Annotated in this window: 27 protein-coding genes; 15 read left to right on the top strand and 12 right to left on the bottom strand. The window is 64.0% G+C overall.

The annotated features are described in order from the left end of the window. The first annotated feature begins 20 nt into the window (after positions 1 to 20). Together trxA and CK215_RS19515 are read left to right on the top strand one after the other, a co-directional pair. The gene (gene trxA / locus CK215_RS19520; protein WP_041000044.1) at positions 21 to 344 is read left to right on the top strand and encodes a thioredoxin; all 324 of its coding nucleotides are present in this window, start codon (positions 21 to 23) and stop codon (positions 342 to 344) included. A 130-nt stretch (positions 345 to 474) separates the two neighbouring features. Next, positions 475 to 756, top strand: coding sequence for a cupin domain-containing protein (locus CK215_RS19515; protein WP_067002933.1), 282 nt, complete (start codon positions 475 to 477; stop codon positions 754 to 756). A gap of 18 nt (positions 757 to 774) precedes the next feature. Here CK215_RS19515 and CK215_RS19510 read toward each other — a convergent pair whose 3' ends face one another. The 6 genes from CK215_RS19510 to CK215_RS19485 all read right to left on the bottom strand — a co-directional run bounded on the left by CK215_RS19510 (position 775) and on the right by CK215_RS19485 (position 6,634). After that, positions 775 to 1,194, bottom strand: a complete 420-nt coding sequence (locus CK215_RS19510; protein WP_095831873.1) for a VOC family protein — start codon at positions 1,192 to 1,194, stop codon at positions 775 to 777. Between the two features lie 29 nt (positions 1,195 to 1,223). Next, positions 1,224 to 2,549 (bottom strand): folylpolyglutamate synthase/dihydrofolate synthase family protein, encoded by a 1,326-nt coding sequence (locus CK215_RS19505; RefSeq protein WP_095831872.1) that lies wholly within the window; start codon positions 2,547 to 2,549, stop codon positions 1,224 to 1,226. A gap of 217 nt (positions 2,550 to 2,766) precedes the next feature. Beyond that, a complete protein-coding gene (accD, locus tag CK215_RS19500) occupies positions 2,767 to 3,693 on the bottom strand; it encodes an acetyl-CoA carboxylase, carboxyltransferase subunit beta (protein ID WP_067002939.1) in 927 nt (308 codons plus the stop codon). Between the two features lie 97 nt (positions 3,694 to 3,790). Continuing rightward, on the bottom strand, positions 3,791 to 4,630 hold the full coding sequence (gene trpA / locus CK215_RS19495) for a tryptophan synthase subunit alpha (RefSeq protein WP_067002941.1): 840 nt from the start codon (positions 4,628 to 4,630) through the stop codon (positions 3,791 to 3,793). 2 nt (positions 4,631 to 4,632) lie between these two features. Continuing rightward, positions 4,633 to 5,883, bottom strand: a complete 1,251-nt coding sequence (gene trpB, locus CK215_RS19490; RefSeq protein WP_095831871.1) for a tryptophan synthase subunit beta — start codon at positions 5,881 to 5,883, stop codon at positions 4,633 to 4,635. Between the two features lie 91 nt (positions 5,884 to 5,974). Next, a complete protein-coding gene (locus tag CK215_RS19485) occupies positions 5,975 to 6,634 on the bottom strand; it encodes a phosphoribosylanthranilate isomerase (protein ID WP_095831870.1) in 660 nt (219 codons plus the stop codon). Positions 6,635 to 6,744: 110 nt separating this feature from the next. Between CK215_RS19485 and CK215_RS19480 the strand changes: the two genes are divergently transcribed. Continuing rightward, positions 6,745 to 6,963 (top strand): hypothetical protein, encoded by a 219-nt coding sequence (locus tag CK215_RS19480; RefSeq protein WP_095782113.1) that lies wholly within the window; start codon positions 6,745 to 6,747, stop codon positions 6,961 to 6,963. 44 nt (positions 6,964 to 7,007) lie between these two features. Here the strand turns inward: CK215_RS19480 and CK215_RS19475 are convergent, their stop codons facing one another. The 4 genes from CK215_RS19475 to CK215_RS19460 all read right to left on the bottom strand — a co-directional run bounded on the left by CK215_RS19475 (position 7,008) and on the right by CK215_RS19460 (position 10,399). Continuing rightward, positions 7,008 to 7,766, bottom strand: coding sequence for a M48 family metallopeptidase (locus CK215_RS19475; RefSeq protein WP_067002950.1), 759 nt, complete (start codon positions 7,764 to 7,766; stop codon positions 7,008 to 7,010). A 118-nt stretch (positions 7,767 to 7,884) separates the two neighbouring features. Continuing rightward, a complete protein-coding gene (locus tag CK215_RS19470) occupies positions 7,885 to 8,367 on the bottom strand; it encodes a DUF2852 domain-containing protein (RefSeq protein ID WP_067002952.1) in 483 nt (160 codons plus the stop codon). Between the two features lie 116 nt (positions 8,368 to 8,483). Next, positions 8,484 to 9,626, bottom strand: coding sequence for a benzoate/H(+) symporter BenE family transporter (locus tag CK215_RS19465; protein WP_095831869.1), 1,143 nt, complete (start codon positions 9,624 to 9,626; stop codon positions 8,484 to 8,486). A gap of 2 nt (positions 9,627 to 9,628) precedes the next feature. After that, a complete protein-coding gene (locus CK215_RS19460; RefSeq protein WP_095831930.1) occupies positions 9,629 to 10,399 on the bottom strand; it encodes an alpha/beta hydrolase in 771 nt (256 codons plus the stop codon). A 214-nt stretch (positions 10,400 to 10,613) separates the two neighbouring features. Here CK215_RS19460 and infC point away from each other — a divergent pair, with 214 nt between their 5' ends. Together infC and CK215_RS19450 are read left to right on the top strand one after the other, a co-directional pair. Next, positions 10,614 to 11,150 carry a translation initiation factor IF-3 gene (infC, locus tag CK215_RS19455; protein WP_067003282.1) on the top strand — a complete coding sequence of 179 codons (537 nt, stop codon included), beginning with the start codon at positions 10,614 to 10,616 and terminating at the stop codon, positions 11,148 to 11,150. A gap of 280 nt (positions 11,151 to 11,430) precedes the next feature. Continuing rightward, entirely contained in the window at positions 11,431 to 12,078 is a 648-nt protein-coding gene (locus CK215_RS19450) for an isoprenylcysteine carboxylmethyltransferase family protein (protein WP_095776868.1), read from the top strand. A 43-nt stretch (positions 12,079 to 12,121) separates the two neighbouring features. On the opposite strand, the gene CK215_RS19445 is transcribed toward CK215_RS19450, so the two are convergent. Next, positions 12,122 to 12,553, bottom strand: a complete 432-nt coding sequence (locus tag CK215_RS19445; RefSeq protein ID WP_095831868.1) for a hypothetical protein — start codon at positions 12,551 to 12,553, stop codon at positions 12,122 to 12,124. 318 nt (positions 12,554 to 12,871) lie between these two features. Between CK215_RS19445 and rpmI the strand changes: the two genes are divergently transcribed. The 6 genes from rpmI to CK215_RS19415 all read left to right on the top strand — a co-directional run bounded on the left by rpmI (position 12,872) and on the right by CK215_RS19415 (position 18,238). Beyond that, positions 12,872 to 13,075, top strand: a complete 204-nt coding sequence (rpmI, locus tag CK215_RS19440; RefSeq protein WP_027166935.1) for a 50S ribosomal protein L35 — start codon at positions 12,872 to 12,874, stop codon at positions 13,073 to 13,075. A 38-nt stretch (positions 13,076 to 13,113) separates the two neighbouring features. After that, complete coding sequence (rplT, locus tag CK215_RS19435) at positions 13,114 to 13,515, top strand: 50S ribosomal protein L20 (RefSeq protein WP_040968947.1); 402 nt, start codon at positions 13,114 to 13,116, stop codon at positions 13,513 to 13,515. A 186-nt stretch (positions 13,516 to 13,701) separates the two neighbouring features. Beyond that, complete coding sequence (gene pheS, locus CK215_RS19430; RefSeq protein WP_245322440.1) at positions 13,702 to 14,754, top strand: phenylalanine--tRNA ligase subunit alpha; 1,053 nt, start codon at positions 13,702 to 13,704, stop codon at positions 14,752 to 14,754. Next, complete coding sequence (locus CK215_RS19425) at positions 14,751 to 15,191, top strand: GFA family protein (RefSeq protein WP_095831867.1); 441 nt, start codon at positions 14,751 to 14,753, stop codon at positions 15,189 to 15,191. The genes pheS and CK215_RS19425 overlap by 4 nt, the downstream gene beginning before the upstream one ends. Then, positions 15,188 to 17,596, top strand: a complete 2,409-nt coding sequence (pheT, locus tag CK215_RS19420; protein ID WP_095831866.1) for a phenylalanine--tRNA ligase subunit beta — start codon at positions 15,188 to 15,190, stop codon at positions 17,594 to 17,596. The genes CK215_RS19425 and pheT overlap by 4 nt, the downstream gene beginning before the upstream one ends. A gap of 39 nt (positions 17,597 to 17,635) precedes the next feature. Beyond that, positions 17,636 to 18,238: a nucleotidyltransferase family protein gene (locus tag CK215_RS19415; protein WP_095831865.1), complete on the top strand. Its 603-nt coding sequence runs from the start codon at positions 17,636 to 17,638 to the stop codon at positions 18,236 to 18,238. A gap of 81 nt (positions 18,239 to 18,319) precedes the next feature. Here the strand turns inward: CK215_RS19415 and CK215_RS19410 are convergent, their stop codons facing one another. Then, positions 18,320 to 19,315 carry an aldo/keto reductase gene (locus CK215_RS19410; RefSeq protein ID WP_095831864.1) on the bottom strand — a complete coding sequence of 332 codons (996 nt, stop codon included), beginning with the start codon at positions 19,313 to 19,315 and terminating at the stop codon, positions 18,320 to 18,322. A 96-nt stretch (positions 19,316 to 19,411) separates the two neighbouring features. On the opposite strand from CK215_RS19410, the gene CK215_RS19405 reads away from it, so the two are divergent. The 4 genes from CK215_RS19405 (at position 19,412) to CK215_RS19390 (ending at position 22,789) form a co-directional block, all read left to right on the top strand. Then, the gene (locus CK215_RS19405; protein WP_095831863.1) at positions 19,412 to 20,302 is read left to right on the top strand and encodes a LysR family transcriptional regulator; all 891 of its coding nucleotides are present in this window, start codon (positions 19,412 to 19,414) and stop codon (positions 20,300 to 20,302) included. Positions 20,303 to 20,365: 63 nt separating this feature from the next. Then, positions 20,366 to 20,938: a cytochrome b gene (locus CK215_RS19400; RefSeq protein ID WP_095831862.1), complete on the top strand. Its 573-nt coding sequence runs from the start codon at positions 20,366 to 20,368 to the stop codon at positions 20,936 to 20,938. A 67-nt stretch (positions 20,939 to 21,005) separates the two neighbouring features. Next, positions 21,006 to 21,581 carry a YceI family protein gene (locus CK215_RS19395; RefSeq protein WP_095831929.1) on the top strand — a complete coding sequence of 192 codons (576 nt, stop codon included), beginning with the start codon at positions 21,006 to 21,008 and terminating at the stop codon, positions 21,579 to 21,581. 221 nt (positions 21,582 to 21,802) lie between these two features. Further along, complete coding sequence (locus CK215_RS19390; protein WP_095831928.1) at positions 21,803 to 22,789, top strand: Gfo/Idh/MocA family oxidoreductase; 987 nt, start codon at positions 21,803 to 21,805, stop codon at positions 22,787 to 22,789. Positions 22,790 to 22,806: the final 17 nt, after the last annotated feature.

Raw genomic sequence — 22,806 nt, 5'->3', positions numbered from 1 at the left:
GTTTTCGAAAGGATTTCAGCATGGCCACCGTCAAGGTCGACAAGGGCAATTTCCAGGCCGATGTGCTCAATGCCAAGGAGCCGGTTGTGGTGGATTTCTGGGCCGAGTGGTGCGGTCCGTGCAAGATGATCGCCCCGGCTTTGGAAGACATCGCCAAGGAGCTCGGCTCGAAGGTGAAGGTCGCCAAGCTCAACATCGACGAGAATCCCGAGTTGGCCGCCCAGTACGGCGTGCGCTCGATCCCGACGCTGATGATCTTCAAGGGCGGCGAAGTGGCCGACATGAAGGTGGGTGCGGCGCCGAAGACGGCGCTGTCGCACTGGATCAATGGCAGCCTCGCCTGAGCCAATCCGAATATCAGAAAGATCGAGCCCGGCCATCGCGCCGGGCTTTTTCCTTGGCGCCATCGCTGACGGCGCTCTGGCCCTGACGCTTCGGGCAGCCATCTCCTTTCCTTAAGAAAAGGAGAGCCCCATGACCGGAACAGCCAAGGCCACAGTTCACGTCGACAATGAGCGCGTGATCGTCACCGAATACCGCTTCGCCCCGGGCGCCAACACCGGCTGGCACCGCCATGGCCACGACTATGTCATCGTGCCGCTGATGGACGGCAAGGTGAAGCTGGTGACCAAGGACGGCGAATCCTTCGCGGAGATGAAGCAAGGCGCGCCCTATTTCCGCCGGGAAGGCGTCGAGCACGATGTCATCAACGCCAATGACGGCGAATACGCCTTTATCGAGATCGAGCTGAAATAACCTTCGAGGCAGGCGCCGCTACCAATCGGCGACGCGATCGCCGCCGATGAATTGCGCGCTTTTGTCCGTGTATTCGAACAGCTCGATCTTCACGCCGTTGGGGTCTTTGATCCAGGCCTGCCAGGTGCCGTCGCAAGCGAGCTTCTTCGCCGTGACCTCGACCTCTTGCGACCGGATATGGGTGATCGCGGCGTCCATGTCTTCCACCTCCAGGCAGAAGTGGTTGATCTGGTTCGCCTCGCTGTAGCGGGCTTCGGCCTTCTCGAACACCTCGACATGGCTGCGGCCGCCGCAATCGAGATAGAAACCGAAGATCTTGCCGTCGCGCATAAAGTTGAACCGGGTGTCCATGCCGAGCACATCCCGGTAGAAGCCGCGCGTCGCCTCAAGGTCATGCGCGAAGATGCAGACATGGGCCAGTTGGTTCACCTTGATCACGATTGCTCCTCGCGGCTGCCTCGGCGCTATCAGGTCGGCGGCGTGCCGTTCTCGTCCAGCACAGCGCCGGCGAAATAGAGCGAGCCGCCGATGAGGATGCGCGGCGCCGGACCGTCCCAGCTGTCGCGCAGCAGCATCAGCGCGTCGGCGACGGAGTTGACCGGCTCGGCCGACAGGCCGGCCTCGGTGGCGCGCAGCGCGAGCTCGTCATTGGGCACGCCGGCATCGCTCTTGCTCACCGGCACCGTGTAGACATGGCGGGCAAGCCCCTTGAAGGCGCTGAAATAGCCGGTCTGGTCCTTGGTGTTGATCATGCCGGCGATGAGGATCAGCGGGCGCGGATTCTTTTCCTCCTGCTCGGCCAGCGCTTCGGCGATGACGACGCCGGCGCCCGGATTGTGGCCGCCGTCGAGCCAGATCTCGGCGCCCTTTGGGGCAAGCTCAACCAACCTGCCCTGCGTCAGCTTTTGCATCCGGGCCGGCCACGCGGTGCTGGTCATCGCTTTTTCGGCAGCGCGATGGCTTATCTCGAAGCCGGCGGCCTTGACCGCGGCGATCGCCGCGGCGGCATTGGCGAACTGATGCCGACCGGGCAGGCGCGGCAGCGGCAGGTCCATCAGACCGTCCTCGTCCTGATAGACCATGCGGCCGTTCTCCTCGAAGGCCAGGAAATCCTGACCGTAAACGACGGTCGGGCAATCCAGCCGCTCCGCGGTCTCGATCAGCACCTCCAGCGCGGTCTCGCTTTCCTGCGCGCCGATCACCACCGGGCAGCCGCGCTTCATGATGCCGGCCTTTTCGGCCGCGATCAGCTCAACGCGGTCGCCGAGATAGGCTTCGTGATCCATCGACACAGGCATGATCACCGAGACGGCAGGCCGCGAAATGACATTGGTGGCATCGAAGCGGCCGCCGAGCCCGACCTCGATGATCGCCGCCTCGGCCGGATGCTCGGAAAACAGGATGAAGGTGACGGCGGTGAGGATCTCGAAAACGGTGATCTTCTGGCCTTGATTGGCCTTGGCGACGCGCGCGATGGCCTCGGCAAAGACATCGTCGTCGACCAGCTTGCCGCCGCCCTCGGCGGCCAGCCGGTAGCGCTCGTGCCAGTTCACCAGATGCGGCGAGGTGTGCACGTGGACGAGATGACCGGCCGCCTCCAGCAGCGCACGCGAGAAGGCGGCGCAGGAGCCCTTGCCGTTGGTGCCGGCGATGTGGATGACCGGCGGCAGCCGGTCCTGCGGGTTGCCGAGACGCTCGAGCAGGCGGGCGATGCGGTCCAGCGAAAGGTCGAAACCTTTCGGATGGAGCGTCATCAGATGTTCGATTTCACGAGCGGCGGCGAGCGTTGTCATGGCGGAATCCTAGAGCATTTGCGGCGAAAGAACAGGATCGCCTTCAATGCTTTTCGTTCGTGTGCAATTCCGGACGCAAAACCGCTGCGCACTCTTGCTGGAATTGCTCTGGCGCATGAGCCCGAAAACCGGGATCGGTTTTGGAAAGGGATCATGCGCAAACAGCTACTGCGCAGCGCAGCTGGCGCAATCGCGGTGGGCGGCAAACGATGTCGCGTCAGGCCTGCGGCCGGGATTCGGCGTTGACGACCGCCGGCGGCAGGATCTCAGGCTCCAATGGCGTCTCGGCCACTGGGGTCTTGAGCAGCATCTTCAACAGTCGTGCGATGGTCGAGCGCATCTCCAGACGCGAGACCACCATGTCGACCATGCCGTGTTCCATCAGATATTCGGCGCGCTGGAAGCCATCGGGGAGTTTCTCGCGGATCGTCTGCTCGATGACGCGTGGCCCGGCGAAGCCGATCAGCGCGCCGGGCTCGGCGATGTGAACGTCGCCCAGCATGGCATAGGACGCGGTCACGCCGCCGGTGGTCGGGTTGGTGAGCACCACGATATAGGGCAGGCCGGCTTCCTTCAGCCGGTCGACGCCGACCGTGGTGCGCGGCAACTGCATCAGCGAGAGGATGCCTTCCTGCATGCGGGCGCCGCCCGAGGCGGCGAACAGGATCAGCGGCCGCCTGCGCTGCAAAGCGACCTCGAAGGCATGGACGATGGCCTCGCCCGCGGCCATGCCGAGCGAGCCGCCCATGAAGGCGAAATCCTGCACGGTAACCACCACCGGCAGGCCTTCGATGGTGCCGACTGCGTTAAGAATCGCGTCCTCGAGGCTTGTCTTGGCTTTCGCCTCTTTCAGCCGATCGGTGTAGCGCTTCTCATCGCGGAACTTCAGCGGATCCTGCACGACCTTGGGGTTTTCCAGCGTCTCGTATCTGCCGTCGTCGAAGAAGTATTTCAGCCGCTCCTTGGCCGAGATCTTCATATGGTGGCCGGAAGACGGGATGACGAACTGGTTGGATTCGAGGTCCTTGTGGAAAATCATCTCGCCGGTCTCGGGATCCTTGATCCAGAGATTTTCCGGCATGTCGGTGCGCCGGCCGAGCATCGAATTGATCTTCGGTCGAACGTAGTTGGTGATCCAGTTCATCGCTTCGGCTCCTGTCCCGACGAAGAGACGTCCAGCAATTCCAGGAAAAGTGTGTGGCGGTTTTCCGTCCGGAATTGCGTAAAAACAAATAGTCAGACTATTCGGCGGCAGCAAGGCGGGCCGAGCGGACGCCCTGGGCAAGCCCGCTGACCAGCGTGGCGACCGCTTCGGCCGGATCGGCGGTCTTCTCGCCCTTGGGCCCGAGCACATTGGCGACCGCGTTGACGATGGCCGTGCCGACGACGACGCCGTCGGCGGAGGCGCCGATGGTACGCGCCTGCTCGGCGGTCTTGACGCCGAAGCCGACGCAGACCGGCAGCGCGGTGTGACCCTTGATGCGTTTGACCGCCGCCGACACCTTGGCAGTGTCGGCCAAGGCCGAGCCGGTGATGCCCGTCATCGACACGTAGTAGACGAAGCCGGAGGTGTTCTCGAGCACCTTCGGCAGGCGCTTGTCGTCGGTGGTCGGCGTCGCCAGGCGGATGAAATTAATGCCCGCCTTCAGCGCCGGAACGCAGAGCTCCTCGTCCATTTCCGGCGGCAGGTCGACAACGATCAGGCCGTCGATGCCGCTCGCCTTGGCGTCAGCCAGGAAACGATCGACGCCGTAAATGTAGATCGGGTTGTAGTAGCCCATCAGCACGATCGGCGTTTCGTCGTCGCCGGCGCGGAATTCGGACGCCATCTTCAGCGTCTTGACCAGCGTCTGGCCGCCTTTCAGCGCCCTGAGACCCGCCGCCTGAATGGCCGGGCCGTCGGCCATCGGATCGGAGAACGGCATGCCGAGCTCGATGACATCGCTGCCGGCGCCGGGAAGCGCCTTCATGATAGCCAAAGATGTCTCGTAGTCGGGATCGCCGCCCATGAAATAGGTGACCAAAGCCGGACGGCCCTCGGATTTGAGCTTCGCCATGCGGCGGTCGATGCGGGTCGTCATTGTCAGATCTCCATGCCCAGCATCTTGGCCACCGTGTGCACGTCCTTGTCGCCGCGGCCGGACAGGTTGACGATGACGATCTGGTCCTTGTCCATTTTCGGCACGATCTTCATCGCATGCGCGATGGCGTGCGCCGATTCCAGCGCCGGGATGATGCCTTCGACCCGGGTCGTCAGTTGGAAGGCCTCCAGCGCCTCGTCGTCGAGGATCGGCTCATATTCGACGCGACCCGAATCGCGCAGCCAGGCATGCTCGGGCCCGACGCCCGGATAATCGAGACCGGCCGAGATCGAATGGCCGTCGAGAATCTGGCCATCCGCATTCTGCAAGAGATAGGTGCGATTGCCGTGCAGCACGCCCGGCGCGCCGGCATTCATCGAGGCGCAGTGCTCGACGCCGTCGAGGCCGCGACCGCCGGCCTCGATGCCGATGATGCGCACATCCTTGTCGTCGAGGAACGGGTGGAAAAGGCCAATGGCGTTGGAGCCGCCGCCGACGGCGGCGATGATGACGTCGGGCAGCCGGCCTTCCTGCTCCAGCATCTGGGCGCGCGCTTCCGTGCCGATCACCGACTGGAAGTCGCGCACCAGCTCCGGATAGGGATGCGGGCCGGCGGCGGTGCCGATCAGGTAATAGGTGTCCTCGACATTGGTGACCCAGTCACGCAGAGCTTCGTTCATGGCGTCCTTCAGCGTGCCGTGGCCGGCGGTGACCGGGCGCACCTCGGCGCCGAGCAGCTTCATGCGAAAGACGTTCGGGCTCTGGCGGGCGACGTCGGTGGCACCCATGTAAACCACGCAAGGATAGCCGAAGCGCGCAGCGACCGTGGCGGAAGCGACGCCATGCTGGCCGGCACCGGTCTCGGCGATGATGCGCTTCTTGCCCATGCGCTTGGCGAGCAGGATCTGGCCGAGGCAATTGTTGATCTTGTGCGAGCCGGTGTGGTTCAGGTCCTCGCGCTTGAAATAGACCTTGGCGCCGCCCCCGAGGCCCTTCGCCGAGGAAACCTCCCGAAGATGCCTTGTCAGGCCTTCGGCGAAATAGAGCTTCGACGGTCTACCGGCATAATGGGTCGAAAGGTTCTCCAGCTCCGCCTTGAACTCCGGATCATTCTTGGCCTTGTTCCACTGCTCTTCGAGATCGAGGATCAGCGGCATCAGCGTCTCGGCGACGAAGCGGCCGCCGAAAATGCCGAACATGCCCTGCTCGTCGGGCCCGGTGCGGAAGGAATTGGGCATAGCCGGCCTGTTCATCGCCGATCTCCTGAGTCTTTGCTTCTGAGCACGTCCTTATCGGAAAACCGGTTCCCACTTTTCCGGGACATGCTCGGGTTTGAAAACTTCCTCAGGCGGCGCGGTCGTCGCGCGCGGCCCTGACGGCCCGGAAAAACTGCTCGATCAGCGCCGGTTCCTTGACGCCCGGAGCGCTCTCCACGCCGGAGGAGATGTCTATCCCGGGCGGATTGGCCAGTCTGAGGGCATCGCCGACATTGGCGGCGTTGAGCCCTCCGGAAAGCATGTAATCGAGGCCGGCGTCAAGGCCGGCAAGGATGCGCCAGTCGAAGGCGACGCCATTGCCGCCAGGCAATTGCGATCCCTGGGGCGGCTTGGCGTCGAACATCAAGCGGTCGGCAACGCCGACATAGGGCTTCATCCGCTCGAGATCCGCAGCTTCGCTGACCGACAGCACCTTCATCACCGGCAGGCCATGGCGAGCCTTTAGTTCCGCCACACGCACCGGCGTTTCGGAGCCATGCAGTTGCAGCATATCCGGCTGCATCTTCGCGACAATATCGTCGAGAAAGTCATCATCCGCATCGACGGTGACGGCAACCGCCTTGGCCTTGCCGATGGCCGCCTGGCGCAGACGGCCGGCCTCGGCCGGATGGACGAAGCGCGGGCTTTTGGCAAAGAAGATGAAGCCGACGTGGCTGGCCCCGCCGGCGAGCGCGGCGGCCATCGCGGCGTCGGTCTTCAATCCGCAGATCTTGATGTCGAGCGTCATGGCGCGGGATTGGCACGAAAAGCCGCAAGAGTCGAGAAAAAGCATGCCGTTGCCGGGCCGACGGAAAGCGCTACCTTTCGAGTAGGGACACAGGCGGGAGCAGAAAGATCATGACCGACAAGACCGTCGCCGAACTCAGGCAGAAGATCGCGCAGGCGCGCGAGGTGATCGTGCATCTGATGGACAAGTCCGCTTTCAACGGCGCCGAGGCGCACCGGGCGCTCGACTATTTCGGCAGCGACGCGTTCGACCGGAATTTTCTGCCGTGGCCCCATGCGAGTGAGGAAGGGCTGCGGCCGGAGGAACTCAACGCGGCGAATGACGATTGAGCGGCTTCGGTGGGCCGCCAGCTATACGGGTGCCAGGGCGACGCCTACTCAAACACGATCGCCTGCAGCGCGCCGCCGTTGCGCTTCAGCCAGTCCTTGCAGCGATCGGTGTCGGGGCAGAGCTTTTCGCACAGCTTCCAGAATTTCGGGCCATGGTTCATCTCTTTCAGATGCGCGACCTCATGCGCCACCAGGTAATTGATGACCGGCGGCGGCGCCATCATGATGCGCCACGAGAAGGACAGATTGCCCTCCGAGGTGCATGACCCCCAGCGGCTGGAGGTATCCTTGTAGCGGATCGCCTTGGCGCGCTTGCCGATCGCCTCGGTGTGCTTGACCACCAGCTTCTCGATCTCGCGCTTGGCCTCGCGTTTCAGATAATCGGCGATGCGGCGCGGCAGGTGGACACGCTCGCCATGGATGATGAGCAGCGGGCCGCGCTCGTCGCGCGCGATGGTGACGGTGCCGCGTTTCGCCGGCTCATGGACGATGCGGTGCGGCACGCCGCGGATCGGGATCTTGATGCCGGGCCGCACCTGCGGGCGCATCGGCACCTTGGCCAGGCGCTGCTCCAGCCAGTCCTGATGGCGGTCGAGGAACTTCTCCACCTCGCCGCGGCGCAAGCCGGGCGGCACGGTTATGCGCAGCCCCTGGCCGCCGGAATCGATACGCAGCGTCAACCGCCGGGCCCTCGCGCTCTCGACGATTTTGAGCGGCAGGGTGCGGCCGGCGACGCAATGCTCGCGCTCCACGACGGGCTTGGGTTCTGGCTTGGTCAGATTGCGAAAGAAGCCGAGGGTCATGGCCGGACGATACGCGATTCGAGAAAAACGACCAGTAGAGTGAGGCTACATGGGGAACAAAAAAGAAACGGCGCCGCTTGCGCGACGCCGCATGTCGGCCGAGCCTTATGATTGAGGCTCAGTCGTCAAGGAGGTTCGAGCCCTTGCCGCGCTTCGGCCCCGTCGCTCCGGTCGGACCACTCGTCGTCGTCGGCGCGGTCCGCTTGTTGCGCTCGGCCATGAAGCGGTCGAACTCTTCCTGGTCCTTGGCACGGCGCAGCTCGCGGGCATACTCGTCGAACTCGTTCAGCATCTCGTCGAGCTTGCGGCGCTCCTCGGCGAGGCGTTCGAGTTCCTTCTCGCGCCAGTCGTCGAAAGCGACGTTGCCGGTGCGGGACGAGCCATGGCCCCAGCGGGCCGCCTTTTCCGAGCCACGGCGGCAGCCGGCGAAGATGCCGTCGGTGGCGCGGTTGACATCGCGCTTGAAGCCTTCGAGCCGGTCGCCCCAGATGATGTAGGCAAGCATGGCGAAGCCCAGCGGCCAGAACACCATGAAGCCGATCACCATCAGCGCGATGGTCGCCGGCGTCCAGGCCGGACGGATCAATGCACTTGTGTTCATTTTCTCCCAATCCTTCCGTTGGAGACAGCCAAACCGGCTGCGTGGAATCGAAATGGGAAGGCGAAATCGGCGATTCAAGGCAAGTCCGGCCAAAACCGGCGAAAGGCCTGAAATGATTATCGCTTTTTGAGTTTCTCGAGGAAAAGCACTGCCATTCCGGCGACCAGCCCCCAAAAAGCCGCGCCGACGCCGAACAAGGTGAGCCCTGAGGCCGTCACCGCAAAGGTGAGCGTGGCCGGCATGCGCTCGCCCGCATCATGGAGCGCGATCGAGAGCGCGTTGGCTAAAGGCGCCATCAGCGCCAGGCCGGCGACCAGCACGATCAGGCTCTGCGGCAGGACGGCGAAGATCGCCACCAGCGAAGCGCCGAAGATGGCGAAGACCAGATAGGCGAGCGCATAGAACGGCCCCGTCTTCCAGCGCTCGGCGGGATCCGGATGGACATCCGGGCCGGTGCAGATCGCCGCGGAGATCGCCGCCAGATTGGTCGTCGAGGCGCCGAACGGCGCCGAGAGCAGCGAGAACAGCCCGGTGACGCCGATCAGCGGGCCAGGTTCCGGGTGGTAGCCGGCGGCTTTCAGCACCGCGAGACCGGAGAGGTTCTGGGAGGCCATGGTGACGAGGTAGAGCGGCAAGGCCAGGCCAATGATCGCCGAAACGGTGAACTGCGGAGCGATCAGCGTCAGTGTCGACAATTCCGGCGCCGGCAGGCCGCCGACGCGGCCGGTGAGGAAGGCGGCAAGGCCGCCGCCGATCAGCACGACAAGGACCGAAACCGCCGGGTTGAACAGCCGGATGACGAAGAAGGCGGCGATCAGCGGCAGGATCAGCCACGGATCGGCGGGAATGGCCTTGACCGCACTGATGGCGAAGCCGACCAGGATGCCGGCCAGCATGCCGGACGCCACCGAGGCCGGAATCTGCGCGATCAGCCGGGTCAGCGGCTTGAACAGGCCGGTGGCGATCAAGAGGATGCCGGTGACGATGAAAGCGCCGACGGCTTGCGCCATGGTGAAGCCGCTGGAGACCGCGATCAGCGCCAGGCCCGGGGTCGACCAGGCGGTGATGACCGGCATTTTCGTGCGCCAGGACAGCCACAGGCATTCTAGGGCCATGGCCAGGCAGATCGCCGTCACCCCGCTCGCGGTCTCGACCTGAGTGGCGCCGATCGCCTTGGCGGCGGCAATGACGATGGCTAAAGTGCCGCCAAAGCCGACGATGGCCGCAACGAAGGCGGATATCGGGATTGAAATGCGCATGCTCATGAAACCCGCTGGACCAGGTCGCCGACGGCGCGGTTGAGCAGGTCGAGATCCTCCGGGCGGGAGAGGCGATGATCGCCGTCGGGGATAAGCGACAGCGTGACGTCATCGGCCGGCAGCAGTGCGGCGAGCTTCAGCGCATGGCCGGAAGGCACGTCGGGATCGGCGAGACCCTGCAGGATATGCACCGGGCAATGAGTGTCGATCGGCCCGGTCATCACCCGGTTCGCGCGGCCGTCCTCGATCAGCGCGCGCGTGTAGATATAGGGCTCGGCGGAATAGTCGGACGGTTCCTCGAAGAATCCCTTTTTCGAAAGGTCGCGCTTCTGCGCCCTGGTCAGCACCGGCTCGATCAGCTCGACGGTAAAGTCGGGCGCCGGCGCAAGCAGCACCAGGCCGGCGATGCGGTCGTCGCCGGCCTTGCGCAATTCCTGCACCATGCGCAGCGCAATCCACGCCCCCATCGAGGAGCCGACCAGGATCTGCTTGCCCTTGCTGAAGCGGCGAAAGACGGCGAGGCTCTCGGCCAGCCATTTCGAGATCGTGCCCTCGGCGAATTCGCCGCCCGATTCGCCGTGGCCGGAATAGTCGTGGCGCAGATAGGCGCGGCCTTCGCGGCTCGCCCAGGCCGACAGCGCCTCGGCCTTGGTGCCGAGCATGTCGGACTTGTAGCCGCCCAGCCAGACGATGCCCGGCGCTGAGCCCGGCGCCTGCCTGACAGCGATCTGCGTTCCGTTCACGTCGATGAAAACTGGTGCGCTGGCGTCCATGACCTCGTCCTTCCGGCCGGTCTTTTGGCACATCCGGCGGTTCGCGGAAAAGTGCTCGCACCTTTTCTTTGCTTGGTGCAGGCAATGGCAAGCTTTGAGGTGATTTCCTGGCGAGGCTGTGCTATTGACTCCGGCCGCGCGCTCACCACATAGGCGCGTCCAAGCGATTGAACTCAAAGAAACCCTGAACGAAACGGCCGAGGAGACCACGACCATTCGCAGACCTTTCAAAGCAGCGGCCCCGACCAAGGACGGTCCGCGCTCCAACCGAGACATCCGGGTGCCCCGGGTCCAGCTCATCGACGCAGAAGGCCACAACCGTGGCGAAGTTTCCATCAACGACGCGCTGCTGCTGGCCGAAGAGGCCGGGCTAGATCTCGTCGAGATATCGCCCAACGCGCAGCCGCCCGTCGTCAAGATCCTCGATCTCGGCAAGCTGAAATACGCCAACCAGAAGAAGGCGGCCGAGGCGCGCAAGAACCAGAAGGTCATCGAGATCAAGGAGATCAAGATGCGCCCGAACATCGACAGCCATGACTACGAAACCAAGATGAAGGCCGTGCGGCGCTTCTTCGAGGACGGCGACAAGGTCAAGCTGACGCTGCGTTTCCGCGGCCGCGAAATGGCGCATATGGAACTCGGCATGCAGCTCCTGAACAAGGTGCGCGAGGAAGTCGCGCCGATCGCCAAGGTCGAGGCCGAGCCGAAGCTCGAAGGCCGACAGATGATGATGGTGCTGGCGCCCCGCTGACGGTGCGCCTCACGTTTTCCTTTCCGTCCTGGAGCCATTCCGGCGCGATCGCCGCAAGCTGTCGCGCCGATCACGGTTTCGCGAGAGAGAATTGACCGGCCGGCGCTGCTTGGCGCTCCAAAATCCGCCTGAATTGCCGCGCAGGGCGACCCGACGATCGGCGGGGGCGCCTGTTTTTCTATCCGATCGCCGGCTCCTCGACGATCGAGCTCCTTGATCGCGAGCAAATCGACGATCGGGTGTTCCCGATCGCGATCAAAACACGACGATCGGATTGGCCATGGTCGATGAAACAAAGATCCCGACCGACAACCAGATAGAAGGGTTGGGCGGCTACCAGTATATGCGCCGCATCGTGCTGGCGGTGCTCATCGTGGTGCTGTTTGCGGCACTCCTGTTCGGCCAGTCGACGTTCCCTCCCGAGACGCCCGTGCACGAGACGATCGAGATGTTCGGCGTGCTCCTGATCTTCCTGGGCATCGTCGGGCGCTTGTGGTCGACGCTCTACATCGGCGGCCGCAAATCCTCCGAAGTGGTCACCGGCGGGCCCTATTCGATCACCCGCAACCCGCTCTATCTGTTCTCGACCGTGGCGGCAGCCGGCGTTGGCGCGCAGATCGGCTCGTTTTCCGGCATCATCCTCTTCGCGGTCCTTTGCGCCGGCGCCTTCCACGTCGTCATCCTGCGCGAGGAGCGCTATCTCAAGGAAGTCCTCGGCGCTCCCTACAAAGCCTATCTGGCGCGCGTGCCTCGCTTCTTTCCGAAGCTTTCACTCTACCAGGAAGGCGACACCGGCAGCTTCAAGCCGCGCCTGCTGTTGAACACGCTGCTCGACGGGCTGGTGTTCCTGGTGGCGCTGCCGGCCTTCGAACTGATCGACGGCGCGCAGCAGTCGGGGGTGCTGCCGGTGTGGTTCACGCTGCCCTGAACGGGAAAGCGCGCCGCGGGGCGGGTAGTGTCTCAGTTTGAAATTAGGAATTGAGATCAGCAATCGGAGTCGCATAGACGACGATACCGTAACCCTCTTGGACCGCAGTCGCAGCTGCGTTTCGCAACGGTTCGTCGCTGATCGAAGAAATTTCGATTTCCAGCCTTTTCGAGCCTCTTACCTCGATCAGCTCCCATCCGCATTCGGCCAGAAACCGTGGTGATGATGAGAGTGCAGTCCCCAAGTCGTGGGCATTGATGTAGACCAAAAGTGCGTGGCGTTCCCCATCGGGATACTGGGTGTGCCTGTTCGCGCAGGCTATGATTTTCAATACGTGGATGCTCATTTGGCCTTTCGTACTTTTCCCGTAGGGACCGCGCTTGCCCGGCTTCGGAGCAACGGCGTCCATCTTCGCGCAATGGTCGTCCATCGACCAGAGCGTCTTGGACACGCCAGCGGCCATTGCCGGCGTCATCTTCAGCGTCTTGTGCTTTGCGGTAAGTACATAGGAGTTCGGCGCAGGCGATAACCCCTAGGCGGAAGCGCATATTTCAAACTGAGACACTACCGCAGGGCGTGAGGTGTTGCGCACGAGCCCTGTTTGATCTATAGGACCGCCGTTCTGCGTATCGGGCCGGAAATCATCTCTGATTTACGGAAAGCACGATACGCAGAGCAAAAACAAAAACCGCCCGGCAGGGCATGCCGTGGCGGTTTCATTTGCTTTTCGGGCTCTGGTCGGCCCGAAGCGAGAAAAGAAGCGCGATGGTGCGCCACATTACGGAGTAGCAAAATGCCCAAGATGAAGACCAAATCGGCCGCCAAGAAGCGGTTCAAGATTACCGCCACCGGCAAGGTGCTGTCGGCTGCCGCCGGCAAGCGCCACGGCATGATCAAGCGTTCCAACAAGTTCATTCGCGATGCCCGCGGCACGATGGTTCTGGCTGAACCGGACGGCAAGAAGGTCATCAAGAATTTTCTGCCGAACGGCCTTTAAGCATTCGGTCCGGAACAGCGTTTTAAGGAGATCATGACATGGCACGCGTGAAGAGAGGCGTCACCGCCCACGCCAAGCACAAGAAGGTCCTGAAAGCCGCCAAGGGCTTCTACGGCCGTCGCAAGAACACCATCCGCATCGCCAAGCAGGCGGTGGAAAAGTCGCTGCAGTACGCCTATCGCGACCGCAAGAACCGCAAGCGCTCGTTCCGCGCGCTGTGGATCCAGCGCATCAATGCAGCGGTGCACGAGCACGGCCTGACCTATGGCCGCTTCATCGACGGCCTCAACAAGGCCGGCATCGAGATCGACCGCAAGGTCCTTTCGGACATGGCCATTCACGAGCCGCAGGCTTTCGCAGCCCTTGTGGCCAAGGCCAAGGTGGCGCTCGAATATCTGAAGAACACCACGCCGAATGCTTTTGAGAGCGCTGTCGCCTAAGCCAGCGCTTCCCAAGCATTCGCTATTCTGATTTTGGGGAACCCGCGCTGGCACGGCTGGCGCGGGTTTTTCTTATGCCTGATGCAACCAAATTGGTGACGCACCGAACCCCGGTGGTTGCCCGATCGAGAGAGTTTCGCCGTGAACGCCACCGCTGGAAATCTTGAAACCCTTGAAGCTTCTTTGATGGCCGACATCGCGGCCGCGGCCGACGAGCAGGCGATCGAGGCTGTGCGCGTCTCGGCGCTGGGCAAGAAGGGCTCGGTCTCCGAAATGCTGAAAACGCTCGGCGCCATGAGCGCCGAGGAGCGCCAGGTCAAGGGTCCGGCGATCAATGGGCTGAAGAACCGCGTCACCGAAGCGCTGACGGCGCGCAAGTCGGAGCTGAAGGACGTGGCGATCGCGGCGCGGCTCGCCGCCGAGACGGTCGACGTCACGCTGCCGGTGCGCCAGTCGCCGGCCGAGCGCGGCCGCATCCATCCGATCAGCCAGGTGATCGACGAAATCGCCGCGATCTTCGGCGACCTCGGCTTCGCGATCGCGGAAGGTCCGGACATCGAGACCGACTATTACAATTTCACCGCGCTCAATTTCCCGGAAGGCCACCCCGCGCGCGAGATGCACGACACCTTCTTCTTCCAGCCGGACGAGAAGGGCGAACGCAAGCTTTTGCGCACGCACACCTCGCCCGTGCAGATCCGCACCATGGAGCAGCAGAAGCCGCCGATCCGCATCGTCATCCCCGGCAAGACCTACCGGCAGGATTCGGACGCAACGCACTCGCCGATGTTCCATCAGGTCGAGGGGCTGGTAATCGACAAGACCGCCAACATCGCCAACATGAAGTGGGTGCTGGAGGAATTCTGCAAGGCCTTCTTCGAAGTGCCGAGCGTCAAGATGCGCTTCCGGCCGTCCTTCTTTCCGTTCACCGAGCCCAGCCTCGAGGTCGACATCCAGTGCGACCGCTCGCGGCCGGGAGAAGTGCGCTTCGGCGAAGGCTCCGACTGGATGGAGATCCTGGGCTGCGGCATGGTGCATCCCAACGTGTTGCGTTACGGCGGGCTCGATCCCGACGAATACCAGGGCTTTGCCTGGGGCATGGGTATCGACCGCATCGCCATGCTGAAATACGGCATGCCGGACCTGCGCGCCTTCTTCGACGCCGACGTGCGCTGGCTCACGCATTACGGCTTCCGGCCGCTCGACATGCCGACGCTGTTCGGGGGCCTTTCCACATGACCGCTCCCCACACCGGGGGTTGCCGCTGCGGCGCGGTGCGGTTCGAGGCCTCGGCCGAGCCGCACCACATCAGCTATTGCCATTGCGGCGATTGCCGGCGCGCCAGCGGCGCGCCGGTGTCGGCCTTTATCGGCTTCACGGCCGACCAGATCGCGCTCGAAGGCAAGTCGCTGAAGAGCTACCGGAACGGCCCGGTGGCGCGCTCGTTCTGCGGCATTTGCGGCTCGCCGATCGCCTATAGCGACGAGCGGCTCGCCGGCCATATTTACTTCACGCTCGGCGCCATGGACATGCCTGCCTATTTCAGGCCGACGCTGCATGCACATGTGCGCGAGCAGCTGCCCTTCCTGCATATGCCCGATTCACTGCCGCGGCACCTCAAGACGAGCGTGGCTAGACCTGACGCGCAAAGCCCTTCCTACGGAACACAGTCATGAAATTCACCCTCTCCTGGCTCAAGGACCATCTCGAGACCGACGCCTCGCTTGCCGAAATCGTCGAGCGGCTGACGGCGATCGGCCTCGAAGTCGAACATGTCGACGACAAGGCGGGCCTAAAACCCTTTGTCATAGCCAAGGTGCTGACTGCCGTGCAGCATCCCGACGCCGACCGGCTGCGGGTGCTTACGGTCGATGCCGGCGACGGCAGGCCGCCGGTGCAGGTGGTGTGCGGGGCGCCCAACGCACGCGCCGGCCTTGTCGGCGCTTTTGCTGCGCCCGGCACCTATATTCCCGGCATCGACGTGACGCTTTCGGTCGGCAAGATTCGCGGCGTCGAGAGCCATGGCATGATGTGCTCCGAACGCGAGCTGCAGCTTTCGGACGAGCATACCGGCATCATCGACCTGCCCGAAGACGCACCGGTCGGCACCAGCTTCGCCGCCTACGCCCATCTCGACGATCCGGTGATCGAGATCAACCTGACGCCGAACCGCCCCGATGCCACCAGCGTCTACGGCATCGCGCGCGATCTTGCGGCGAGCGGCCTCGGCCGGCTGACCGGCGGCGCGATCATGCCGCATGCCGGCGACGGCATGTGCCCGGTCAAGGTCAAGATCGAGGCACCGGAACTCTGCCCCGGCTTCGCGCTGACGCTGGTGAAGGGCGTGAAGAACGGCCCGTCGCCGAAATGGCTGCAGCAGCGGCTGATCGCCATCGGGCTTCGGCCGATCAGCGCGCTGGTCGACATCACCAACTACGTCACCTTCGACCGCGGCCGGCCGCTGCATGTGTTCGACGCGAAGAAGGTCGCCGGCAACCTTGTGGTACGCCGCGCCAGGGACGGTGAAAAGGTGCTGGCGCTCGACGGACGCGAATACTCGCTGACGCCGGAGATGTGCGTGATCGCCGACGACAACGGCATCGAATCGATTGCCGGCATCATGGGCGGCGAGCATTCGGGCTGCGACGAGAACACCACCGACGTGCTGATCGAATCGGCGCTCTGGGACCCGATCACGACGGCCCGCACCGGTCGCACGCTCGGCATCATCAGCGATGCGCGCTACCGCTTCGAGCGCGGCGTCGACCCTGAGTTCATGGTTCCCGGCGTCGAGCTCGCGACCAAGCTGGTGCTGGAATTCTGCGGCGGCACGCCGACCGAAATCGAGGTGGCGGGCTATGCCGGCCACAAGCCGAAGATCATTTCTTTCCCGCTGTCGGAAGTGAAGCGGCTGACCGGCATCGAGGTGCCGAGAGAAGAAGCGCTCGCAATCCTAACCCGACTCGGCTTCGAGCCGCGCAGCTCGGGTGACGCCGTCGAGGTGAAGGTCCCCTCCTGGCGTCCGGATGTCGACGGCAAGGCCGATCTCGTCGAGGAAGTGATGCGCATCCACGGCGTCGACAACATAGCGCCGCAGCCGCTCACCTCGCATGACGCGGTCAACGGCAGGATCCTGACCACGCTGCAGGTGCGCACCCGGGCCGCCAAGCGCGCGCTCGCCGTGCGCGGCATGATGGAGGCGGTCACCTGGTCGTTCATTCCGGCGAAACACGCCGAGCTGTTCGGCGGCGGCCAGAACCGGCTGAAGCTCGCCAACCCGATCGCCGCCGACATGTCAGACATGCGGCCGTCGCTGCTGCCTGGGCTGATCAGCGCCGCCCAGCGCAATGCCGATCGGGGCATCGGCGACGTGGCGCTGTTCGAGGTCTCCGGCACCTATGAAGGCGACTTGGCAGACCAGCAGCGGCGCGTCGCCGCCGGCGTGCGGCGGGGCACCGCCAAGCTCGAAGGCTCGAGCCGCAGCTGGGCCGGCAATGCCGGGCCGGTCGGGGTGTTCGACGTCAAGGCCGATGCGATCGCGTCGCTCGAAGCTTGCGGCGCGCCGGTCGACAGGCTGCAGATCGAGCCCGGCGGCCCGGCCTGGTACCATCCCGGACGCTCAGGCACGATCAAGCTCGGGCCGAAGACCGTGCTCGGCACTTTCGGCGAGTTCCATCCAAAGACGCTCGAAGTGCTCGACGCCTCCGGGCCGCTCTGCGGCTTCGAGGTCTTTGTCGATGCCGTGCCGGAGCCGAAGGCCAAGCCGACGCGCACCAAGCCGAAGCTGGAGCTTTCACCCTTCCAGGCGGTGAAGCGCGATTTTGCTTTCGTCGTCGACCGGACGGTCGAGGCCGGCACGCTGGTGCGGGCAGCTTTGGCCGCCGACAAGAAGCTCGTCACCGGCGTTTCGGTGTTCGACGTCTTCGAGGGCGCTGCGCTCGGCGCCGCCAAGAAGTCGATCGCCATCGAAGTCTCGATCCAGCCGGTCGAAAAGACGCTGACCGACGAGGATCTCGAGGCGCTGGCCAAGCGCATCGTCGAGAACGTCAACAAGCAGACGGGCGGCGTGCTGAGAGCATAAAGGATTGCCGGAAGGTGGCGAATCGCCCTCCAAAGGGCGATGCACCATCTCCGCTATTCCGGCCTGCCTTTCGAGGAGCAGCGCGCGGCGTTCCTCGAAATCGTGGCGGCGGACCCGCTGCTGGCCAAAACGCTGGCGCGAGTGCGTGAACTGGCGTTGCCGGACTGGCTGGTGGTTTCCGGCGCGCTTTACAACAGCATCTGGAACCATCTCACCGGCAGGCCCTCAGGCTACGGCATCAAGGATGTCGATCTGTTCTATTTCGACGGCACCGATCTCTCCTACGAGGCCGAGGACGCGGTGATCCGCCGGGCGGCGCAGCATTTCGAAGGACTGACGCTGCCGGTGGAGGTGCGCAACCAGGCACGCGTGCACCTGTGGTATCCGGCCAAGTTCGGCCAGGCATGCCCGCGCTACACGAGCGCGAGTGAATCGGTCGGCTATTTCGCGTCGAAGACGCATGCGGTTGGCGTGCGGTACGGTGCCGAGGGATGCCTAGATTTGGTGGCGCCGTTCGGGCTCGACGACATTTTTTCGTTCCGCATCACGCCGAACCGGGTGCTGGACAACCAGCGGACGCATGAGGCGAAGGGGAGGAGGGCGCGAGAGAACTGGCCGGAGATCAGCGTCGTGCCTTGGTAGGTCAGCGCGAGGCGCCCCCCTCTGTCCTGCCGGACAGAGGGGGGCGCTGTCCCGCCAGCGTCTCAAAGCAAGCTGAAATGTCTAACCATTCACCAGCGCCAGCAGCTCTTCGGTATAGCGCTTGCCGACGACCTTGTCGGGCGACAGCGCGTCGCCGATGGCCGCGATCTCGGCGGCGCTCAGCTTGATCCCGGCCGCTGCCGTGTTCTGCTCCAAATGGCGGATCTTGCGCGCGCCGGGGATCGGCACGATGAAATCGCCCTGGTGCAGCACCCAAGCGAGCGCCAGTTGCGCCGCTGTCACGCCCTTTTCCATCGCCAACTTTTCCAGCACGGCAATGACGGCATTGTTGGCTTCCATGGCTTCGGCCTGGAAGCGCGGCAGGCCGAGGCGCCAGTCGCCGGCGCCGAGCGTATCGCGCTTGGCGATGGTGCCGGTGAGCAGGCCGCGGCCGAGCGGACTGTAGGGGACAAAGCCGATGCCGAGCTCGCGGCAAACGGCAAAGACCTCGTCCTCGGGATCGCGGCTCCACAGCGAATACTCGCTCTGCACGGCGGCGATCGGGTGCACGGCATGCGCCCGGCGCAGCGTGGCGCCGCTCACTTCCGACAGGCCGAGCGCCCGCACCTTGCCCTCGCGCACCAGTTCGGCCATGGCGCCGACCGTGTCCTCGATCGGCACGTTCGGGTCGACACGGTGCTGGTAATAGAGGTCGATGACGTCTGTGTTCAAGCGCTTCAGTGAGGATTCGGCCACCGCCTTGACGTGCTCGGGGCGGCTGTCGACGCCGATCATCCGGTCGGTGCCTGAGCCTTGCTCGGCGATCTTGAAGCCGAACTTGGTGGCGATCGTCACCTTCTCACGCACCGGCTTCAGCGCCTTGCCGAGCAGGATCTCGTTCTCGTAAGGGCCATAGACTTCGGCCGTGTCGAAGAAGGTGACGCCGATCTCGACGGCGCGGCGCAGCGTGGCGATCGCCTCGGCCTCGGGCTGGCCGCCATAGCCGAAGCTCATGCCCATGCAGCCGAGGCCGACGGGGAAGACTTCGAGTTCAGTTCCAAGTTTGCGGGTTTGCATGGCGCATCTCCTTGTTGCGATAGCAGAGAGATAGCGCCTCGCAGTGCGTTCGATAATTCTGTCTCTTTTGCACGGCATGCTCTATGAAATAGAACAATGAACCGGACGAACCTTTCCCAGCTGGCCGTTCTCGCCGCGGTCGCGCAATGCGCCAGCTTCCGCGGCGCTGCCCGCGAGCTCGGCATCGCGCCGTCGGCGGTCAGCCATGCCGTGGCGAGCCTGGAGGCGCGGCTCGGCGTGCGGCTGCTGGCGCGCAGCACGCGCAGTGTCGCCCCGACCGAGGAAGGCGCGCGGCTGTTGGAGCGCCTGCGGCCGGCGCTGTCCGAGATCGACCTGGCGCTGGAAACGGCGGTCGAGGCGCGCGACCGCCCGGCCGGCAATCTCAGGCTCAGCGTGCCGCGCACCGCCGCGCATCTGGTGCTGACGCCGCGGCTCGCTGCCTTCATGGCCGCCTATCCCGAGATCGTGCTGGAGGTCGTCATCGAGGACCGCTTCACGGATGTGGTGGAGGGTGGGTTCGACGCCGGTGTCAGGCTGGGCGAAAGCCTGCAGCGCGACATGATCGCGGCGCGCATCGGGCCGAACATCCGCGGCGCGGTAGTCGGCGCGCCCTCCTACTTCGCGACCATGCCCAAACCGCGTCATCCGCGCGATCTCGCCGATCACCGCTGCATCCGCTTCCGCTTCTCCAGCGGCATCCTCTACCGCTGGGAGTTCGAGAAGGACGGCGAGGAAATCGAGATCGCAGCACAAGGGCCGTTGATCCTCGACGAGGACCATCTGATCGCCCAGGCCGCGATCGACGGCGCCGGGCTCGCCTTCGTCTTCGAGGACTATGTGAAGGCGCCGCTCGTCGATGGCCGGCTGATGCGCGTGCTGGAGGACTGGTGCCCCGCCTTCGACGGCTTCTTCGTCTACTACCCAAGCCGCCGCCAGATGCGGCCGGCGTTGCGGGCCTTCGTCGATTTCTTCAAGGTGAGCGGGTAGGCTCCACCCTTCCGATTGTGGGGAGGGCTGGAAGAAAGGTGATTTCAGCGACGTTTTTCGACCATGCAATCGTCCATCACCAACACCGCCACCCGCTATGGCTGGGCGATGATCATCCTTCACTGGCTGATCGGCCTCATCTTCATCGGCCAGTTCGTGCTCGGCTTCGTGATGATGCGGATCGACAGCCAGCGGACATCATTCGAGCTGATCCAGCTGCATAAGTCCTTCGGCTTCCTGCTGCTTGGGCTGGTCATCCTGCGCATCGCCTGGCGTGTCGGCGATGCGGCGCCAGTACTCCCGCCTTCGGTGGGAACATTGGAGCGCAAGGCAGCGCCGTTGGCGCATTTCGCGCTTTACGCCTTCCAGGTTGCGCTGCCGCTCTCCGGCTGGGCGCTGGTCTCGGTCTCGACGCTGGAAATCCCGACGATGCCGTTCAACCAGTTCGTCATGCCCGACCTGCCGCTCGCCGAATCCGACGCCGCGGAAAGCTTCTGGTCGGCCGCGCATTGGTATCTTGCCTATGCCGGCATCGCGCTGGTCGCGTTGCATATCCTTGCTGCGATGCGCCACCATTTCCTGCTGCGCGACAGCGTGCTCACGCGCATAATCACGCCTTCGTCAGCCCGGGAATAGGGCGGGCCGCCCGTTCGTTGGTGGCGGGAAGACAGCAATGCGCTGGTTCAGGATAGGAAAGATGTCGATGCATGCGCGCATCCTCGGATTGGCGGCCTTTGCCGCTTGCCTTGCCGCGCCGGTTTACGCCGCGGTGGCGCTCAGTGACGCCGCCGGCAGCTACACAATCAGCCCGGCTGGCTCCTCGATCCGCTTCACCATCGGCAAGGCCGGCGGTGGCGGCTTCGGCGGCGCCTTCGGCCGCTTCAAGGGCACGATCCGCATCGACAATGCCGATGTCGGACGCTCGAGGGTCGACCTCACCATCTTTCCGGAAAGCGTCGGCACCGGCCAGGGCCGCATCGATGCTTTCCTGCGTTCCGACGCCGTCTTCGACAGCGCCAACAATCCGGAGATCCAGTTCCGCTCGACAAACGTGACCCGCACCGGCGAGACCACCGCCGTGGTCACCGGCCGGCTGACGGCGCGCGGCAAGACGTTTTCGGAAAAGTTCACGGCCGAGCTCGATGGGCTGAAGTCAGGAACCATCAAGTTCCATGTCACCGGCAAGGTGCTCAGATCGCGCTACGGCATGGATGTCGGCACGCCGATCTATTCCAACGTCGTCGACTTCGACATGACCCTGACAGGGAGAAAGGGTTAGCTCTGGTCGCGCATCCTCGGGTTCGTCATCCTAGGGCGGAGCAAGGAGCGAAGCGACGGTTACAGAATTCTGCATCCCTGCACTTTACGTCATAGGTCACGGAATGGATCCTCGGATCAAGCCCGAGGATGACGAAGGCGCTTTGTGGCCCGCGTCTGCGATTGGCTTTTCTCCGGAATTGGGGCACACCTCCATCGACGTAACCGACATGGAGAAGCATGATGTTCCGATGGGGTGTTCTGTCGACGGCCAAGATCGGCCGCGAGCAGCTTTTGCCGGCGATCGTAGATTCGGAGAACGGCGTGCTGTCGGCGATTGCCAGCCGCGACCTGTCGAAGGCCAAGGCACTGGGCGAGCGTTTCGGCGCGCCGCATGCCTTCGGCACCTATGAGGAACTGCTCGCTTCCAAGGAGGTCGACGGCCTCTATATCCCGCTGCCGACCTCGCAGCATGTCGAATGGACGGCAAAGGCAATCGAGGCGGGAAAACATGTGCTGGTCGAGAAGCCGCTTGCGCTCGACGCCAAGGACATTCCGCCGCTTATCAAGCTGCGCGACGAGAAGAAGGTGCTGGTCTGCGAGGCCTTCATGGTCGTCTACCACCCGCAGTGGATCAAGGTGCGCGACCTCATTGCCAGCGGCGCGATCGGCCGCCTGCGCCACGTGCAGGGCGCGTTTTCCTATTACAATGTCGATCCCAGCAACATGCGCAACCAGCTCGATCTTGGCGGCGGCGCGCTGCCCGACATCGGTGTCTATCCGACCGTGTCGACGCGCTTCTCGACCGGCAAGGAACCGGTCCGCGTGCAAGCCACCATCGAGCGCGACAAGACCTTCGGCACCGACATCTATTCCTCGATCCGCGCCGATTTCGGCGACTTCGAACTGTCCTTCTACCTGTCGACGCAGATGGCGGCGCGGCAGGTGATGGTGTTCCATGGCGAGAAGGGTTTCATCGAGGTCTTTGGCCCGTTCAATGCCGGGCTCTACGACCACCACCGCATCGAATTGCACAACCAGAACCACACCGAAGCGCAGGTGTTCCGCTTCCCAGGCACCCAGCAGTACCGGCTGGAATGCGAGGCCTTCGTACGCGCGGCCCAGGGCGGCAAGGACCGTGTCTTCACGCTGGAGGAATCGGTCCTCAACCAGAAGGTCATCGACGCCATCCTCCGCGCCGGCGACAAGGACGGCTGGGAGCCCGTCTGACAGCCGTCGGAAGGGCG

The sequence above is a fragment of the Mesorhizobium sp. WSM3864 genome (assembly GCF_002294955.1).
Taxonomy (GTDB): Bacteria; Pseudomonadota; Alphaproteobacteria; order Rhizobiales; family Rhizobiaceae; genus Mesorhizobium.
This window is presented reverse-complemented; position numbering and strand designations above follow the sequence as displayed.

Coding starts and splice junctions, on each gene's coding strand:
- CK215_RS19480 (WP_095782113.1), top strand. CDS start 6,745: ATGACCGACAAGACCGTCGCCGAACTCAGGCAGAAGATCGCGCAGGCG.
- CK215_RS19470 (WP_067002952.1), bottom strand. CDS start 8,367: ATGAACACAAGTGCATTGATCCGTCCGGCCTGGACGCCGGCGACCATC.
- CK215_RS19400 (WP_095831862.1), top strand. CDS start 20,366: ATGCAATCGTCCATCACCAACACCGCCACCCGCTATGGCTGGGCGATG.
- rpmI (WP_027166935.1), top strand. CDS start 12,872: ATGCCCAAGATGAAGACCAAATCGGCCGCCAAGAAGCGGTTCAAGATT.
- CK215_RS19410 (WP_095831864.1), bottom strand. CDS start 19,315: ATGCAAACCCGCAAACTTGGAACTGAACTCGAAGTCTTCCCCGTCGGC.
- rplT (WP_040968947.1), top strand. CDS start 13,114: ATGGCACGCGTGAAGAGAGGCGTCACCGCCCACGCCAAGCACAAGAAG.
- trxA (WP_041000044.1), top strand. CDS start 21: ATGGCCACCGTCAAGGTCGACAAGGGCAATTTCCAGGCCGATGTGCTC.
- CK215_RS19390 (WP_095831928.1), top strand. CDS start 21,803: ATGTTCCGATGGGGTGTTCTGTCGACGGCCAAGATCGGCCGCGAGCAG.
- pheT (WP_095831866.1), top strand. CDS start 15,188: ATGAAATTCACCCTCTCCTGGCTCAAGGACCATCTCGAGACCGACGCC.
- CK215_RS19515 (WP_067002933.1), top strand. CDS start 475: ATGACCGGAACAGCCAAGGCCACAGTTCACGTCGACAATGAGCGCGTG.
- CK215_RS19475 (WP_067002950.1), bottom strand. CDS start 7,766: ATGACCCTCGGCTTCTTTCGCAATCTGACCAAGCCAGAACCCAAGCCC.
- CK215_RS19505 (WP_095831872.1), bottom strand. CDS start 2,549: ATGACAACGCTCGCCGCCGCTCGTGAAATCGAACATCTGATGACGCTC.
- pheS (WP_245322440.1), top strand. CDS start 13,702: ATGGCCGACATCGCGGCCGCGGCCGACGAGCAGGCGATCGAGGCTGTG.
- CK215_RS19450 (WP_095776868.1), top strand. CDS start 11,431: ATGGTCGATGAAACAAAGATCCCGACCGACAACCAGATAGAAGGGTTG.
- CK215_RS19395 (WP_095831929.1), top strand. CDS start 21,006: ATGCATGCGCGCATCCTCGGATTGGCGGCCTTTGCCGCTTGCCTTGCC.
- accD (WP_067002939.1), bottom strand. CDS start 3,693: ATGAACTGGATCACCAACTACGTTCGACCGAAGATCAATTCGATGCTC.
- CK215_RS19460 (WP_095831930.1), bottom strand. CDS start 10,399: ATGGACGCCAGCGCACCAGTTTTCATCGACGTGAACGGAACGCAGATC.
- CK215_RS19425 (WP_095831867.1), top strand. CDS start 14,751: ATGACCGCTCCCCACACCGGGGGTTGCCGCTGCGGCGCGGTGCGGTTC.
- CK215_RS19445 (WP_095831868.1), bottom strand. CDS start 12,553: ATGACGCCGGCAATGGCCGCTGGCGTGTCCAAGACGCTCTGGTCGATG.
- CK215_RS19405 (WP_095831863.1), top strand. CDS start 19,412: ATGAACCGGACGAACCTTTCCCAGCTGGCCGTTCTCGCCGCGGTCGCG.
- CK215_RS19415 (WP_095831865.1), top strand. CDS start 17,636: ATGCACCATCTCCGCTATTCCGGCCTGCCTTTCGAGGAGCAGCGCGCG.
- CK215_RS19465 (WP_095831869.1), bottom strand. CDS start 9,626: ATGCGCATTTCAATCCCGATATCCGCCTTCGTTGCGGCCATCGTCGGC.
- CK215_RS19485 (WP_095831870.1), bottom strand. CDS start 6,634: ATGACGCTCGACATCAAGATCTGCGGATTGAAGACCGACGCCGCGATG.
- trpA (WP_067002941.1), bottom strand. CDS start 4,630: ATGACGACCCGCATCGACCGCCGCATGGCGAAGCTCAAATCCGAGGGC.
- trpB (WP_095831871.1), bottom strand. CDS start 5,883: ATGAACAGGCCGGCTATGCCCAATTCCTTCCGCACCGGGCCCGACGAG.